At 71.5% G+C, this 16,042-nt stretch carries 14 protein-coding genes and 1 pseudogene; 9 read left to right on the top strand and 6 right to left on the bottom strand.

Annotated features, from left to right (window positions below):
- Nucleotides 1-4: 4 nt before the first annotated feature.
- Together IG99_RS41645 and IG99_RS41640 are read left to right on the top strand one after the other, a co-directional pair.
- Entirely contained in the window at nucleotides 5-553 is a 549-nt protein-coding gene (locus tag IG99_RS41645) for an isoprenylcysteine carboxyl methyltransferase family protein (RefSeq protein ID WP_037683909.1), read from the top strand.
- On the top strand, nucleotides 538-1,566 hold the full coding sequence (locus tag IG99_RS41640) for an NAD(P)/FAD-dependent oxidoreductase (RefSeq protein ID WP_037683907.1): 1,029 nt from the start codon (nucleotides 538-540) through the stop codon (nucleotides 1,564-1,566). Before IG99_RS41645 ends, IG99_RS41640 begins: the two co-directional genes overlap by 16 nt.
- A gap of 48 nt (nucleotides 1,567-1,614) precedes the next feature.
- Here IG99_RS41640 and IG99_RS41635 read toward each other — a convergent pair whose 3' ends face one another.
- Nucleotides 1,615-2,478: a LysR family transcriptional regulator gene (locus IG99_RS41635; RefSeq protein WP_037683905.1), complete on the bottom strand. Its 864-nt coding sequence runs from the start codon at nucleotides 2,476-2,478 to the stop codon at nucleotides 1,615-1,617.
- 93 nt (nucleotides 2,479-2,571) lie between these two features.
- Here IG99_RS41635 and IG99_RS41630 point away from each other — a divergent pair, with 93 nt between their 5' ends.
- A complete protein-coding gene (locus tag IG99_RS41630) occupies nucleotides 2,572-3,309 on the top strand; it encodes an SDR family oxidoreductase (protein ID WP_037683904.1) in 738 nt (245 codons plus the stop codon).
- A 25-nt stretch (nucleotides 3,310-3,334) separates the two neighbouring features.
- On the opposite strand, the gene IG99_RS41625 is transcribed toward IG99_RS41630, so the two are convergent.
- On the bottom strand, nucleotides 3,335-3,814 hold the full coding sequence (locus tag IG99_RS41625) for a DUF1109 family protein (protein WP_107056162.1): 480 nt from the start codon (nucleotides 3,812-3,814) through the stop codon (nucleotides 3,335-3,337).
- A 4-nt stretch (nucleotides 3,815-3,818) separates the two neighbouring features.
- Nucleotides 3,819-4,304, bottom strand: a complete 486-nt coding sequence (locus tag IG99_RS41620) for a plastocyanin/azurin family copper-binding protein (protein WP_037683903.1) — start codon at nucleotides 4,302-4,304, stop codon at nucleotides 3,819-3,821.
- A 148-nt stretch (nucleotides 4,305-4,452) separates the two neighbouring features.
- On the opposite strand from IG99_RS41620, the gene IG99_RS41615 reads away from it, so the two are divergent.
- The 4 genes and pseudogenes from IG99_RS41615 (at nucleotide 4,453) to IG99_RS41600 (ending at nucleotide 10,064) form a co-directional block, all read left to right on the top strand.
- A complete protein-coding gene (locus IG99_RS41615; protein ID WP_037683902.1) occupies nucleotides 4,453-5,028 on the top strand; it encodes an RNA polymerase sigma factor in 576 nt (191 codons plus the stop codon).
- A gap of 5 nt (nucleotides 5,029-5,033) precedes the next feature.
- Complete coding sequence (locus IG99_RS41610) at nucleotides 5,034-5,687, top strand: hypothetical protein (protein WP_037683926.1); 654 nt, start codon at nucleotides 5,034-5,036, stop codon at nucleotides 5,685-5,687.
- 154 nt (nucleotides 5,688-5,841) lie between these two features.
- Nucleotides 5,842-6,727 (top strand): annotated as a pseudogene (locus tag IG99_RS41605) (LacI family DNA-binding transcriptional regulator).
- Nucleotides 6,728-6,872: 145 nt separating this feature from the next.
- Complete coding sequence (locus tag IG99_RS41600; RefSeq protein WP_037683901.1) at nucleotides 6,873-10,064, top strand: RICIN domain-containing protein; 3,192 nt, start codon at nucleotides 6,873-6,875, stop codon at nucleotides 10,062-10,064.
- Between the two features lie 106 nt (nucleotides 10,065-10,170).
- On the opposite strand, the gene IG99_RS41595 is transcribed toward IG99_RS41600, so the two are convergent.
- Together IG99_RS41595 and IG99_RS41590 are read right to left on the bottom strand one after the other, a co-directional pair.
- On the bottom strand, nucleotides 10,171-12,435 hold the full coding sequence (locus tag IG99_RS41595; RefSeq protein WP_037683898.1) for a heavy metal translocating P-type ATPase: 2,265 nt from the start codon (nucleotides 12,433-12,435) through the stop codon (nucleotides 10,171-10,173).
- Nucleotides 12,436-12,524: 89 nt separating this feature from the next.
- Complete coding sequence (locus IG99_RS41590) at nucleotides 12,525-12,797, bottom strand: heavy-metal-associated domain-containing protein (RefSeq protein ID WP_037683896.1); 273 nt, start codon at nucleotides 12,795-12,797, stop codon at nucleotides 12,525-12,527.
- Between the two features lie 183 nt (nucleotides 12,798-12,980).
- Between IG99_RS41590 and IG99_RS41585 the strand changes: the two genes are divergently transcribed.
- Nucleotides 12,981-13,985, top strand: a complete 1,005-nt coding sequence (locus IG99_RS41585; RefSeq protein WP_037683893.1) for a hypothetical protein — start codon at nucleotides 12,981-12,983, stop codon at nucleotides 13,983-13,985.
- Between the two features lie 4 nt (nucleotides 13,986-13,989).
- Here the strand turns inward: IG99_RS41585 and IG99_RS41580 are convergent, their stop codons facing one another.
- Nucleotides 13,990-14,637 carry a TetR/AcrR family transcriptional regulator gene (locus IG99_RS41580; RefSeq protein ID WP_037683924.1) on the bottom strand — a complete coding sequence of 216 codons (648 nt, stop codon included), beginning with the start codon at nucleotides 14,635-14,637 and terminating at the stop codon, nucleotides 13,990-13,992.
- Nucleotides 14,638-14,706: 69 nt separating this feature from the next.
- Here IG99_RS41580 and IG99_RS41575 point away from each other — a divergent pair, with 69 nt between their 5' ends.
- Entirely contained in the window at nucleotides 14,707-15,888 is a 1,182-nt protein-coding gene (locus tag IG99_RS41575) for an MFS transporter (RefSeq protein WP_037683892.1), read from the top strand.
- Nucleotides 15,889-16,042: the final 154 nt, after the last annotated feature.

Here is a 16,042-nt window from a genome sequence, read left to right as displayed (position 1 = left end):
ACGGATGACCGGCTACACCGTGCTGATCCTCCTCGTGGCCGCCGAGCGGGTCGCCGAACTCCTCGTCGCGCGCCGCAACGCCTCCTGGAGCCGCGCCCGCGGCGGCGTGGCGTACGGGGACGGCCACTACCCGGCGATGGTCGCCCTGCACACCGGCCTTCTGGCCGGCTGCCTCATCGAGACCCAGCTCGCCCCGAGGCCCTTCCTGCCGCTGCTCGGCTGGCCGATGCTGGCCCTCACGTTCGGGGCGCAGGCGCTGCGCTGGTGGTGCATCAGCACCCTCGGGCCGCGCTGGAACACCCGTGTCATCGTCGTGCCCGGCCTGCCGCTGGTCGACGGCGGCCCCTACCGGCTGTTGCGCCACCCCAACTACCTCGCCGTGGTCGTGGAGGGACTCGCCCTGCCGCTGGTCCACGGAGCGTGGCTGACCGCGACCGCCTTCACCCTGCTCAACCTGCCCCTCCTGAGCGTCCGGCTCCGCTGCGAGAACACGGCACTGGCCCGGTCCGCCCCGCCCCCGGCCGCCGCGGTCCCGCCATGCTCGACCTGCTGATCGTCGGCGGCGGGCCGGCCGGACTCGCCACCGCGATCCACGCCGTACACGCGGGACTCGACGTGGCCGTGGCCGAACCCCGGCCGACGCCGGTCGACAAGGCCTGCGGCGAAGGGCTCATGCCGGGCGCGGTACGGACCCTCGCCGAACTGGGCATCGCCCTGCCCGGGCACCCGCTGCGCGGCATCCGCTACCTCGACGCCGAGGACGACACCCGGCACGCCGAGGCCGACTTCCGCCACGGGCACGGTCGGGGAGTGCGGCGTACGGACCTGCACGCGGCACTGGCCAGGCGCGCGGCGGAGCTGGGCGTCCCGGTGCACCCGGTCAAGGTCGATCCGGCGACAGTCCGGCAGGACGCCCGCCGCGTCACCGCAGCCGGGCTCACCGCCCGGTACCTCGCTGCCGCCGACGGTCTGCACTCGCCCGTCCGCCGGCACCTCGGCCTGGACCTGCCCGATCCGCGCCCACCCCGTTACGGGCTGCGCAGACACTTCGCCGTCGCGCCCTGGACCGACCACGTCGAGGTCCACTGGTCGGCCCGAGCCGAGGCCTACGTCACCCCGCTGGGGCCCGAGTTGCTCGGCGTGGCCATCCTGACCGGCCGGCGGGCTCCGTTCGACGTGCAGCTCGCCGGCTTTCCGTCGCTGGCTGACCGCCTGCCCCCGCACGCCTCCTCCGCCGTCCGCGGCGCGGGACCGCTGCGGCAACGGGTCCGTGGCCGGGTGGTCGGCCGGGTCCTGCTGGTGGGCGATGCCGCCGGTTACATCGACGCGCTCACCGGTGAAGGCGTCTCCCTCGCCCTGGCCGGTGCCGCCCAGCTCGTCCGCTGCGTCCGAGGCGACCGGCCCCTGGACTACGAACACGCCTGGCGCCGGGCCTCGCGCCGCCACCGCCTGCTCACCGACACCCTGGTACGTCTCCGCGCCCACCCCCGACTGGCGCACCTGGTCGTCCCCACCGCCGTGCGCCTGCCCTCGCTGTTCACGGGGCTGGTCAACGGCCTGGCGTGAAGCCCGGCCGGGAGGCGGGCGCTCACGGAAAGCCGAGGCGAGAGAGGGTCACAGCTGTGTGGCCGTGCGGATCAGCCCGGCCAGGGCGAGGGAGCGGCTGTGCGCGGGCCAGGCGACGTAAGTGACGACGGGGGGCGCGTCGGTCAGGGGGACGGCGGTGTGCTCGGCCCACAGCCAGGCGCGGGCGGAGTCGGGGATGATTGCCATGGTGCGTCCGAGGGCGATGAGCTGGGCCAGCTGTGTCTGGTCGTGGACCTCGGGGCCCGGACCGGGTGGGTAGGTGCCGTGGCGGGGCCAGCGGGCGAGCGGAAGGTCGGGGATGTCGCTGACGTCGGCCAGGGTCAGAGTCCTGCGCGCGGCGAGGGGATGCCCGGCGGGCAGGACGGCGATCTGTCCCTCGGTCAGCAGTTCCTCGCTGTCGAACCCGGCGAGGGAGTTGTACGGCATGTGCATGAGCGCCACGTCGGCGCGGCCGTCGCGCAGCATTTCCTCCTGCTCGCACGAGCCGCACGGCAGCACCTCGATCTCGGCGGCGTCGGGCTCGGCCGCGTAGGCGTCGAGCAGCTTCCGCAGCAGTTCGTGGGACGCGGCGGCCTTGACCGCCAGCACCAGGCGGTTGCGGAGGCCGTCCGGAGTGCCGGCGCCACCGGCGCGACGGGTGCGGCGAGCGGCGGCGGTGGCCGCGTCGAGGGCCGCACGGCCCTCGTGCAGCAGTACCTCACCCGCGCCGGTCAGGCAGACGCCGCGGCGGTTGCGTTGCAGCAGCGAGACGCCGAGGCGCCGTTCGAGCTGCTGGATCGCCCGGGACAGCGGTGGCTGGGCCATGCCGAGGCGCTCGGCGGCGCGGCCGAAGTGCAGTTCCTCCGCGACGGCCATGAAATACCTCAGCTCGCGGGTCTCCAGGGTGTCCATGGCCGCAGCGTACTTCGGTGATACCCACCGGGTATGACAGGACACCGTATCGGTGTTGGATGCGCCGCTCGTCCGCGAGCGAACATCAGCGGCATGAGCGAAACGAAGATCGCGCTGGTGACCGGCGCGAACAAGGGAATCGGGTACGAGATCGCGAACGGGCTGGGCGTGCTCGGGTACCGCGTGGGCGTGGGAGCCCGCGACGAGGCCAGGCGAGAGTCCGCCGTCGAGAAGCTGCGCGCCGCCGGACTGGACGCGTTCGGGGTGCCCCTGGACGTGACCGGTGACCGGAGCGTCGCCGATGCCGCGGAAGCGGTCGAACGGCGGGCCGGGCGCCTGGACGTTCTGGTCAACAACGCCGGCATCTCGGGAGAAACCGGGCCGGGGTGGGTGCAGGACCCGACCACGCTCGATCTCGACCTGGTCCGCACGGTCGTGGAGACCAACGTCATCGGAGTCATCCGGGTGACCAACGCGATGCTGCCGCTGCTGCGGCGCTCGGCGTCGCCGCGCGTGGTCAACGTCTCCAGTTCCGTCGGCTCCCTCACCCGGCAGGCGGACCCGGACATCGAGATCGGCCCCGTCATGGCGGCCTACGCGCCGTCGAAGTCGTTCCTCAACGCCGTCACCGTGCAGTACGCCCGGCAGTTCGCCGGTACGGGCATCCTGATCAACGCCGTCTGCCCGGGCCTGGTCGCGACCGACTTCAACGGCTTCTACGGACCCCGTACGCCTGAGCAGGGCGCGGCCACGGCCATCCGGCTCGCCACGCTGCCCGACGGTGGCCCCACCGGTTCGTTCTTCGAGGACGACGGCGTCATCCCCTGGTGACCGAGGCCAAGGACAAGGCATCGCGTCACTGCGGTATGTGTCGAACCTGTCGACGCTGAGGGCGGGGGTGGCGCTCGGGGCGGGGGCGGTGGAGGAGGGTCGCCACCGCCAGGACGGTCAGGACGGCCGTGCCCGCCGTCTCGACGTACAGGGTCGGGCGGACCAGCTCCACGTCGAGCGACTCGTTCAGTCCGAACAGGCCGGTGGTGAGGCTCAGGATCAGTGCGCCCAGCGTGCCGGCCGTGAACAGCGCGGTGACGGCGGCGACGGGGCCCAGCCGGCGTACGGGGGTGACCAGCAGCGCCACGGCGAGCAGGATGCCGACGATGCCGTTGACCAGGAAGAGCGGGCCGATGGTGTCGAGGTACCGGTAGCCCTCGGCCCACAGGCGCAGATGGATCGCGGCCATCGCCGCCGTCAGACCCACGCCGGCCAGACGCAGGACGAGCTTCGCGGCAGTTCCTTTGGTGACCGTCGAGTTGGTAGCCGTTGCCTTGGTAGCCATTGCCTCAGTAGCCGTTCCCTGAAGATGTGTGGTTGCTGGACTGTGCCGGGGCCGCGCCGACGGTGATGGCCGTCTTCATGCCGAGGTCCTTGTGTCCGTCGACCGGGCAGTAGACCTCGTACGAGCCGGCCTTCAGCGTCACCGTGAGGGTCGTGGACTGACCCGGATCCAGCGTCTTGCTGCGGTTCTCGCCGCCGGGACCCTCGATCTCCAGGGCGTGCTCGTGCTCGCCCATGTTCTTCGCGGTGAAGGTGTACCGGCCGGGCTGGAACTTCTCCGTCGAGAGCTTGATGTGGAAGTCGGTCAGCGCCGCCGTGACCTGGGCCGCCGAGGCGCCGGCCTTCGGCGGGGGCGGGGTCGTGGTGTCACCGCTGCCGGCGCTGCCGGCGCTGCCGCCGTTGCCGCCGCCTCCACACGCGGCGAGCAGGGCGGTCAGGCCGCCGGCGGCCACGCCGAGGAGCAGGCGGTGACGGATGTGCGGGATGGTCATGAGTCGGCCCTCCGGATCGTCCCCCTGCAAGGGGTACGGCGCTGAGGGGCGGAGGGATTGCGGTCCGCGGGATTGCGGTCCGCGGGATCGCGTGGGCGGAGAATTGGCGTAAGGCAATCCATTCCGGGCGGCGGAACGTATCCCTGATATGTGGCGCATGGGCCTTTCCCCGGGGCGGATCCCCGACGAGGCGCTGCTCTCCGGCCTGACGACGGGCGATCCCGAGTTCGCCGTGGCGTTCGTGCGCCGTTTCCAGCGCATGGTCTTCGGCGTGGCTCTCTCCGTCCTCGGCGACCCCCAGCTCGCCGAGGACGTCGCCCAGCAGACCTTCGAGCGGGCCTGGCGGCACGCTCAGGTGTACGACCCCCGGCGCGGCTCCGTACGGGCCTGGCTGACGGCCATCGCGCACAACATGGCGATCGACGCGGTACGGGCCCGGCGGGCGAGCCCGGTCGCCCCGGAGGACCTGGACGCGTTGATCGGCATCGTGACCGAGACCCCCGAGCGGCGGGCGCTCGCCGACGACAGCGCGGAGCGGGTCCGGCGGGCGGTGGCCGCGCTGCCCCGGGAGCAGGCGCGGGCCCTGGCGATGGCCGGGATCTACGGGATGACGGCGCGGGAGGTCGCGGACGCCGAGAACGTTCCGCTGGGCACGGCGAAGACCCGGATCCGGACCGGGACGCTCAAGGTTCGGGCCCTTCTCGAGGCGGAGGAAAGGCGGTGAGCGGCATGGAGTGCGAGCGGCTGCGAGAGCTGGACGCCGAACTGGCGCTCGGGGTCCTGCCCGCCCGCGAGCGGGCCGAGGCGGTCGCCCATCTGGACCGCTGCCCGGAGTGCCGGGAGCACGTAGAGCGGCTGACGACGGTCGGCGACGGCCTGCTGGCGCTGCTGCCGGGCGCCGAGCCGCCGGTCGGTTTCGAGAGCCGGGTCGTACGGGCACTGGGCGCGACGCCCGCGGCGAAGCCCCGTAGGCACCGGCTACGACTGGCGGCGGCCAGCGTGGCCGCGGCCGTGGCCTGCGGTTTCGGCGGGTGGGCGGTCGGTACGGCGGTGGAGGGCGCGCCGGCGGCGGTCGCGCAGCGGACGGACGGGGGCCTGCGGGAGGCGGCCCTGGTCTCGGACGGCCATGAGGTGGGCCGCATCTTCGCGCACACCGGTGCCGAGGGCTGGGTGTACATGTCCGTCGACCTCGACGCGGCCGGCCGGGGCCCCGTGCGGTGCTTGCTCGTCCACGCCGACGGGTCGACGGTCGCGGTGGGGTCGTTCCCGCTCAAGGACGGTTACGGATCCTGGGGAGGTGCGGTCGACGCCGACCCGTCGGCGGTGACCGGCGCCCGTCTGACGGCTCCGGACGGGAGCGTCCTGGCCACGGCGCACTTCTGACGTTCTCCGGCCGTTACGAGAAATTCGGCGCGAGGCGTTGACACTCCTGCGGGTAGCTCCTAATTTCACTGCACGCGAACCGGTTCGACGGTCGTGACCTTACCGACTGGATCCGAAAGATCGAACCGCTTCGACGTACAGCGAGGAGTCCTCCGTGAACATCGGTGAGATAGCCAAGCGGGCAGGTGTCTCGCGGAGCACCGTGTCGTACGCCCTCAGCGGCAAGCGCCCGGTCTCCGACGACACCCGTCTGAAGATCCAGCGGGTCATCGACGAACTGGGCTACCGGCGTGCTGCTCTCTCCGAGCGGTGTGGACAGCGACCGCTCGTTCCAGCGGCTGCTGGGGGAGCGGCGGGTCGACGGCGCGATCCTGATGGAGATCAGGCTCCAGGACGACCGGGTCGATCACCTGGCCGCGCTGGACTTCCCCTCCGTCGCCATCGGCCGCACCGCTCACCCGGAGAGCGGCTGGTGGGTCGGCCTCGACCACACCGCGCTGGCGGCGGCGTGTGTCCACCACCTCGCGGACCTCGGCCACCGCAGGATCGCCTTCGTCAACCGTCCCGAGCAGCTGCTGCGGGCCGGATACGAGTCCGCCCACCGGGGCCTGGACGGCTTCACCAAGACCGCGGCGGAACGCGGACTGACGGTGCGGACGTACTGCTGCGGGGACGACGCCGCGTCGGGCGAGGCCTGCGTGGAGCGGATTCTGCGGGACGACCCGGCCACCACGGGCCTGGTCACGCTGAACGAAGCGGCCCTGGGCGGCCTCTACCGGGGACTGGCCCAGGCAGGCCGTCATGTGCCGCGCGACTTCTCCGTCACCGGGGTCGTGGCCGGCCGGTGGGCGGAGACGGTGACCCCGCAGCTCACCGCGGCGGACGTACCGGCGGAGGAGATGGGCCGCCGTGCCGTCGAACTGCTCGCCGAGCGGCTCGACCATTCCGACGCTCCGGCCCGGCACCACCTTCTCGCGCCGCCGATCTCGCTCAGGGCCAGCACCGGACCCGCCACCGCGGCGTCCTCCGCCGACGCCTGACTCCTGGCCCGCCTCTTCCCACCGTCACCGTTCGGCGTGCCCGCTCCCCCCTAGTCACGCCTCCCACGGCACATGTGTGCCCATACGCCCGGCACGGGGGCCGGCGCGGCAGCAACCAGCTCTATCCCTGAAGGGACGTAAGCACATGCCAACCATCGGGCAAAGACGCTCGACCACCGGACGTCTTCTCCACGGCATCACCAAAACCCTCCTCCCGCTGGCCGTCATAGCCGGCGTCACCACCGTGACGGCGACGCCGGCCTCCGCCGCCAACCCCACCCTCACCGTCGACCTCGGCAACACCACCGGGGCCTTCCGCGGCGGCGCCTCCGGCGCCCTGTACGGCCTGTACGGACCGGATGTGCCGACGAACAACCTCATCGAGGGGATGGGGCTGACGACCACCAACACCAAGTACCAGGACGGTCAGCAGCACCCCGGCTCGGACACCCTGGAGATCGCGAAGCCGTTCGTGGACAGCGGCGGCAAGGACGTCATGATCTACATGACGGACGTGTACCGAACGGTCTACGAACGGACCAGCTACTCGCAGTACCAGGGGTACATGAGAACCCAGGTCGAGCAGGCGATGTCCAGCCCCTACGCGAGCCACATCGTCTTCGTGCCCTACAACGAGCCCGACATAGGCTGGTTCAACGGCATGCGCAGCAACTCGTCGACGCTGGCCGCCTTCAACGACGAGTGGCGCCAGACCTACAACTTCATCAAAGGTATCTGGCCCGCGGCACGGCTCGCAGGGCCCAACCTCGCCGGCTTCAGCGCCTCCACCCTCAACACCTTCCTCACCTACTGCAAGGCCAACAACTGCCTGCCGGACGTCGTGACCTGGCACACCCTGGGCAGCCCGGCGGACGTCCGCAGCACCGTCGACGCCTACCGGGCCGCGGAGACCGCCGCGGGAGTCACCCCGATCACCGTCAACCTCAACGAGTACGCCCACCGCTACCACCTGACCGACCCCGGCCAGATGGTCCAGTGGATCGCGGGCATCGAGGACGAGAAGGTCGACGGCAACCTGCCGTACTGGAACATCAACGGCAACCTCGGCGACTCCGCGGCCGCACAGAACACGCCCAACGCCCAGTGGTGGCTTTACAACTGGTACAGCTCCATGAAGGGCGGCAACACCGTCAAGGTCACCAGCACCGGGGACAACGCCGCGTACACCCTGCAGGGCGTGGCGAGTCTGGACACGGCCAAGAAGCAGGCCCGGGTCATCCTCGCCGGCGGCGGCACCAGCGGTGCCTCCGACACGGTCATCAAGAACATCGACCCCGCCGTCTTCGGCAGCACCGTGCACGTCAGCGTGTTCCAGGACCGCTACAGCGGCTACATCGGCGCGGCGGCGACCCCGACCCGGCTCTCCGACGCGGACGTCGCCGTGGGCGCCGACGGCTCCATCACCGTCCCCATCGCCCTCGACCGTATGTCCGCGTACCAGGTGATCGTCTCCCCGGGCGGCACCGGCAGTGCCACCGCCTCCGACAGCACCTGGACGGGCACGTACGAGGCCGAGAACGCCACGCTCAGCGGCAGCGGCTACAACATCAACACCGAAGGCACCACCGGCAACGTCAGCAAGTTCGCCACCTCCGGCACCAAGGACGTCGGAGGCCTGCGCACCGGCTCGACCGCGGTGATCTCCTTCAACGTCTCCGTCCCCACCACCGGCGACTACAACCTGTCGGTGTTCGGCAACAGCTACGCCAAGGACGCCGACGTCAAGGGCCCGACGAACGTGTACGCGCGGGTCGACGGCGGCGCCTCCACCAGGATCGACATCCCGGTGGGCTTCCAGTGGGTGGTGTGGGGACACGATGACGCCACCGTGCACCTCACCGCCGGCAGCCACACCATCACCCTGGCCACCACCGGCGACAACGGCGCGGCGACCGTCGGCGACGCGATCATCGACAAGATCGACCTGCAGTACAAGGACGCCTCCCTCCAGGGCACCACGCTCTACGAGGCCGAGCAGGCGAACCTTTCCGACAGCGGCACCGCCACCTACACCTCGCAGGGCCAGTCCGGCGCGGGCGCGGTGAACCTCACCTCCGGCAAGTCCGCCACGTTCTGGGTCTACTCCGCACGGGACGGATACGCCGACCTGACCGCCCGCTTCCGCAACACCGGCCAAGCCGACCTCACCGTCAACGGCAAGACCGTCAACGACCAGGTCCTCTCCGGCGCGACGACCGGCGCCTGGTACACCTCCACCAACCGGGTGTACCTCAACGGCGGCATCAACAAGGTCAAGGTGACCGGCGCCAGCGGCACCCTCGCCCTGGACGACCTGGCCGTCACCCCGTTCAGCGCCACCGACCCCGTCACCACCGGCAACGTCGTCACCTACCAGGCCGAGAACGGCACCCTCACCGGCACCGCGGCCGTCGACAACACCTACAGCCAGGCCAACGGCGGCGTCGTCACCGGCATCGGCAACGGCACGGCCAACTCCCTGACCGTCAACGTCAACGCGCCCGCGGCCGGCACCTACGCCATGACCATGCGCTTCGCCAACAATGAGGAACTGCCCTCCAACCACTACAACCCCGACCTGTACGCCGAGCACGCCGACGTCAGCGTCAACGGTGGCAACCCCGCCCGCGTCAACTTCGCCAGCACCCTGCACTGGAACCAGTTCCAGAACTACACCGTCCCCGTGACCCTCACCAAGGGCGCCAACACCGTCAAGTTCACCGCCTCACAGCTCTACAACTGGGACGGCACCACCATCGGCGTGGTCTACTCCGGTGGCGGCAGCGACATCGGACAGCCCATGCGGTCCAGCTCCGCGCCCCACCTGGACCAGATCTCCTTCGCGCCGACGAGCCTGCACATCGGTGCCTCGACCGGCTTCTCCTCCACGGCCGTCGCCCAGCACAGCGGGCTCTGCCTCGAAGACCCCGGCCAGTCCACCGCCAACGGCACCCAGTACCAGCAGAACACCTGCGGAAGCGGACAGGAGCAGATCTTCGACTTCCACCCGGTCGCAGGCACGACCGACACCTACACCGTCGTCAACCACTACAGCGGCAAGTGCCTGGACATCAGCCAGCTCTCCACGGCCGACGGCGCCGCCGTCCAGCAGTGGACCTGCCTCAACGGCGCCAACCAGCGCTTCACGCTCCGGCCGGTGACCGCGCTCGGCAACAGCCACGACTACCAGCTCGTCGCCGTGCACAGCGGCAAGTGCGTCGACGTCAGCACCATCTCCACCGCACCCGGCGCCCTGGTCCACCAATGGACATGCGACACCGGCAGCACCCTGACCACCAAGAAGAACCAGATCTGGCGGCTCAACGGAAAGGACTGACCCGACCCGAGTCCGCGAAGGACACATGACGGGGCCCCGGCCCGCCGGCACAGTCCGGCGGGCCGGGGCCTTTCAGGGGTCGTGGGGAGTTTCTCGGGTGGTCGCGTCAGCCGGCGGCCGGCCGGAAGCCGCGCAGGCGCAGGCTGTTGCCGACCACGAAGACCGACGAGAAGGCCATGGCCGCTCCGGCGATCATCGGGTTCAGCAGGCCGGCGGCCGCGAGCGGCAGGGCGGCGACGTTGTAGGCGAACGCCCAGAACAGGTTGGACCGGATGGTGCGCAGCGTCCTGCGGGAGAGCCGGATCGCGTCCGCCGCGACCCGCAGGTCGCCCCGCACCAGCGTCAGGTCGCCCGCCTCGATGGCGGCGTCCGTCCCCGTGCCCATCGCCAGACCCAGGTCGGCCTGGGCCAGCGCGGCGGCGTCGTTCACGCCGTCGCCGACCATCGCCACCGAACGGCCCCCGTCCTGCAGGCGCTTGACCACGTCGACCTTGTCCTGCGGCAGGACCTCCGCGATGACGTGTTCGGGCGCGATGCCCACCTCGGCGGCGACCGCTTCGGCGACCGCCCTGTTGTCACCGGTGAGCAGCATCGGCGTCAGACCGAGGGCGCGCAGCCGCCCGATCGCCTCCGGGCTGGTCTCCTTGACGGCGTCCGCGACTTCGAGGACCGCGCGGGCCTCGCCGTCCCACGCGACCGCGACCGCGGTACGTCCGGCCGCCTCCGCCTCCTGCCTGGCCCGCCGCAACTCCTCCGGCAGCGAGATGACCCACTCGGCCAGCAGCTTCTCCCGCCCGACGAGGACCGCGTGGCCCTCCACGATCCCCTGGACGCCCAGACCGGCGAGGTTCGCGAAGTCCTCGGGAGTGGGGAGGGAGCCGGCCCGGGCGGCGGCGCCGGAGGCGACGGCCCGGGCGACGGGGTGCTCGGAGGAGTGCTCCAGGGCGCCCGCGAGACGCAGGACCTCCGTCTCGTCGGTGCCGTCGGCGGTGTCCACGGCGAGCAGCGTCATCCTGCCGGTGGTCACGGTGCCGGTCTTGTCCAGGACGATGGTGTCGACCTTGCGTGTCGTCTCCAGCACCTCCGGCCCCTTGATGAGGATCCCGAGCTGCGCCCCGCGCCCCGTACCGACCATGAGGGCGGTCGGCGTGGCCAGGCCCAGGGCGCAGGGGCAGGCGATGATCAGGACGGCGACCGCCGCCGTGAACGCGGCGGCCGGCCCGGCCCCGTTGCCGAGCCAGAAGCCGAGGGTGCCGAGGGCCAGGGCGATCACGACCGGGACGAACACCGCGGAGATCCGGTCGGCGAGCCGCTGGGCGGCGGCCTTGCCGTTCTGCGCGTCCTCCACCAGCCTGGCCATCCGGGCGAGCTGGGTGTCGGCGCCGACCCGGGTGGCCTCGACGACCAGGCGGCCGCCGGCGTTCAGGGTGGCCCCGGTGACGGCGTCCCCGGTACCGACCTCCACCGGCACCGACTCGCCGGTGAGCATGGAGGCGTCGACGGCGGACGACCCTTCGACGACCACGCCGTCGGTGGCGATCTTCTCGCCCGGCCGTACGAGGAACCGGTCGCCGACCGTCAACGCGCTGACCGGGATGCGCTCCGCACGGCCGTCGCGCAGCACGGTGACGTCCTTGGCGCCCAGTTCCAGCAGGGCCTTCAGTGCCGCCCCCGCCTTCCGCTTGGAACGCGCCTCGAAGTACCGCCCGGCCAGGATGAAGGCCGTCACACCGGCGGCCGCCTCCAGGTAGATGTTCCCGGCGCCGTCCGTGCGGGCGATGGTGAACTCGAAGGGGTGGGTCATGCCGGGCGTGCCGGCGGTGCCGAGGAACAGCGCCCAGAGGGACCACAGGAACGCCGCCGACGTGCCGACGGAGATCAGCGTGTCCATGGTGGCGGCGCCGTGCCGGGCGTTGGTCCAGGCGGCCTTGTGGAAGGGCCAGGCGGCGTACGTCACCACGGGCGCCGCCAGGGTGAGCGAGAGCCACTGCCAGTACTCGAACTGCAGGGCCGGGACCATGGCCAGCGCGATCACGGGGACGGCGAGGGTCACGGCGGCCGTCAACCGCCGGCGCAGGGGCCGCAGTTCGTCGTCCCCGTCCCGCGCGGGTCCGCCGTCGGCTTCCGGTTCGGTCGGGGCCGGCGCGGGCTCCTGCGCGGTGTAGCCGGTGGCCTCCACGGTGGCGATCAGGTCCGTGACGGCGACGTCGTCGCGGTAGGTCACCTTCGCCTTCTCGGTGGCGTAGTTGACGGTGGCCTCGACCCCGTCCATGCGGTTGAGCTTCTTCTCGATGCGGGCGGCGCACGAGGCGCAGGTCATGCCGCCGATGGCCAGTTCGACCTCGGCGGCACCGGGCGTGGTGGTGGTCATGTCTGCTCCTCGGAATTCACGGACGCGATGTGCGACAGGCGGGGCGGGGAGGGGTCGCGAAGCCGGTGCGGCCCTTCCCGGCTCGTGGGTCAGGCGGTCGCGCGGCCGGCGAAGTCGTAGCCGGCCTCGTCGACGGTCTCGGCGATCAGGGCGTCGAGCGCCTCGTCCGGCTCGGTGGCGGTCGTCACGGTGACCAGTCCGGTGCCGATCTCGACGTCGACCGCGGTGATCCCGTCCAGACCGCCCACGGCCCTGGCGACGACGCCCTGGCAGTGGGCGCTGCCGACGCCGTCGACCTTGTAGGTGGTCCTGATCTCCGCGGTGGTGTGGCAGCTTCCGTCAGTGGCGCAGCAGTTCGACATGGGGTTCTCCACAATTGGTCGGTCGGCCTGTTATACCCATGGGGGGTATCTGGCGGGGCTCCATGTATACCCCCCACCCGTATTCATCGCAAGGGGTGATCTCTGCTTGACTTGATACCCCTAGGGGGTATGTTGAAGCGCGTCGGCCGCGTTCACGAGCGGCCCGAAGCTGAGGAGTGGGCCATGAACACCGGACTGCGGATCACCGTCTTCGCCACCGCTCTCGCCGCGACGTTCGGCACCGCCTACGGCGTGGGCGGCACGTTCGACGCGATCTCCCCCGAACCGAAGGGCGGCGCCCACGAGAGTGCGGCCGGCCATGCGGACGCCGGGCACGACGAGGGTGCCGGAGCTCATGAGGAGAGCGCCGGAGGTCATGAGGAGAGCGCCGGAGGTCATGAGGAGAGCGCCGGAGGTCATGAGGAGAGCGCCGATGGGCACGCGGCGATGACACCCGGCGGCCTCGAGATCTCACGGAACGGCTACACGCTCGACCTCGAAACCCCGCGCCTCCAAGCCGGCCGGAAGGCCGAGCTGCGCTTCGCCGTCGTCCAGGACGGCACCGGTCGCAAGGTCACCGCCTACCAGCGCGAACACGGCAAGGAGCTGCACCTGATCGTCGCCTCGCGTGATCTCACCGTCTACCGTCATCTGCACCCCGCCCGCGCCGCCGACGGCACCTGGTCCACCCCCGTGGAGCTGCCCAAGGCCGGCGGCTACCGCGTCTTCGCCGACTTCAAGCCCCGGGGCGGCGAGGCGCTCACCCTCGGCGCGGACCTCGGGGCGTCAGGCCCGTACCAGCCCGCCCCGCTGCCCGAGCGTGACGCCACCGCCAGGGTCGACGGCTACGAGGTCGAACTGGACGGCGACCTGACCCCGGGCGCGGCCGGTGAACTGACGCTGACCGTGACGAAGGACGGCAAGCCGGTCCGCGACCTCCAGCCGTACCTGGGCGCCTACGGCCACCTGGTCGCCCTGCGCGCCGGTGACCTCGCCTACCTGCACGTCCACCCCAACGGCGAGCCCGGCGACGGCAGCACCCGACCCGGCCCCGAGGTCTCCTTCACGGCCACCGCGCCGAGCCCCGGCACTTACCGCCTGTTCCTGGACTTCCAGCACGAGGGGAAGGTCCGCACGGCCGCCTTCACGGTGCACGCGGGCGCCACCGCGGGTGGGCACGCTCACTGAGCCCCTAGGTGCCCTGTGCGCCGTAGTGGTCCAGGAACATGGTGGCGCCACTGGTGACGAGACGGTCCGTCAGGCCGTCGTCGAGGTGGGTGCCGTAGGAGCCGAAGACCATGTGCGGGAAGACCAGGAGGCCGTAGAACTGGATGATCGCGACCTCCAGGTCGGGGATCTCCAGCCGGCCCTGCTCGGCGAGGGCGCGCAGGGCGCCCGCGACCGCGGGGTGGTGGTTTTCGGGGCCGCGGTGCCGCCACGCCTCACCCAGCTCGGGGAAGCGGTGGAGCTCGGCGGCGACGAGGTTGCGCAGGGCCGTGACCTCGTGGTTGGCGCGGACGGCGGCCACCCAGGCGCGGGCCGCCTCGACGAGGGCGGCCCGTAGGTCCTCGGCCTCGGCCAGACCTTCCAGCGCGGCCGACGACTCACCGGCCAGCGGCTCGTCGAGTGCGTCGGTGATGACCGCGGTGAACAGGGCTTCCTTGCTGCCGAAGTGGTTGTAGACGGTCACCTTCGACACGCCCGCCCCGGCGGCGATGGTGTCCATTCCCACGCCGAAGCCCTCACGCAGGAACAGCTCGCGGGCGGCCCGCACGATGGCCAGCCGCTTGAGCTCCGCGCGGGGGCCGCTCGGGGGCGGTTTGACGCTGTCCACGCTCATGACCACGACCCTAGCATCCACCTGAACTGTACTGTTGAGTTCATATGAACTGAACAGTATGGTTCAGTTATGACTCACTCCACGGCCGGTGCGCCCCACACGGCCGAACACCACCACCCACCCTCCGACGCGCGCCGCTGGACGGCCCTCGCGCTGGTCTGTCTCGCCCAGTTCATGCTGATCCTCGACGTCACCGTCGTGAACGTCGCCCTGCCCGACATGGCGTCCGACCTCCACCTCGGCCGGGAGTCGCTGACCTGGGTGGTCACCGCCTACACCCTCTGCTTCGGCGGGCTGATGCTGCTCGGCGGCCGCCTCGCCGACGCCCTCGGCGCCCGCCGGACCCTGCTCGCCGGACTCGCGCTCTTCACCGCCGCCTCACTGGTCAGCGGACTGGCCGAGAACGCCCCGACGCTGCTCGGCGGCCGGATCGGCCAGGGCGTCGGCGCGGCCCTGCTGTCCCCGGCCGCGCTGTCCCTCGTCACCACGACCTTCCACGGCCCCGAACGCACCAAGGCGCTCGGCGTCTGGGCGGCGATCGGCGGCACCGGCTCCGCGGCCGGCGTACTCCTCGGCGGCGCCCTGACCGACGGACCCGGCTGGCCGTGGGTGTTCTACATCAACGTGCGGATGTTCACCCGGCGGCCGGTGCTCGCCGGAGCCTTCCTGATGCTGATCGCCACGGCCCTGCTGATCGCCTTCTTCTTCCTCGGGTCCGCCTACCTCCAGTACATCCGCGGCTTCAGCCCCCTGCGGACCGGGATGTTCTTCCTGCCGGTCGCCGTCGCCACCGGTGCCGGGGCGCACCTCGGCTCCCGGCTCGTCGGCCGGATCGGCAGCCGCCCCACGGCCGTCGCCGGCATGGCCGTCGCGGCCGCCGGCACCGTCCCGCTGACCCGGCTGACGGAGAACGGCAGCGTGTACGCCTGGCTGCTGCCGGGCTTCGTGACCGCCTCCCTCGGCATCGGCGCGGTCTTCGTCACCGCCACGACCACCGCCCTGGCCATGGTCGAGCACCGGGAGGCCGGGCTCGCCTCCGGAGTCGTCAACACCTTTCACGAGGTGGGCGGCTCGGTCGGAGTCGCGGTCGTCTCCACGGTCGCGGCCGCCGGCTTCGAGCGGGGCGCGGTGGACGGCTTCGCCGACGCGTTCACCCTGTGCGCCGTGGCGGCCGCCGCCGCCGCAGTCGTAGCCCTGGGCCTCGTACCGCGCGGCACCCCGCAGCCGACCGGCGGCCCGTACGTGCACTGACCCCATCACAGACAGATCGGAGCCTTCAGGGCAACCGGGGCCGGTGCTCGCGTGTCTAGTAGGGCTTGGTCAGGTCGGTTGTGGTGGCGCGTGTCCTTCGGGACGGGTGCGGCGTTGAGGGTGTGTGACTCCGGACGAGATTGCTGTGGTGCGT

The sequence above is a fragment of the Streptomyces griseus subsp. griseus genome (assembly GCF_000720255.1).
In the GTDB taxonomy this organism is placed as follows: domain Bacteria; phylum Actinomycetota; class Actinomycetes; order Streptomycetales; family Streptomycetaceae; genus Streptomyces; species Streptomyces griseus_I.
Note: the sequence above shows the minus strand (reverse complement) of the source record. Positions and strands in the feature narration are given on the sequence as shown.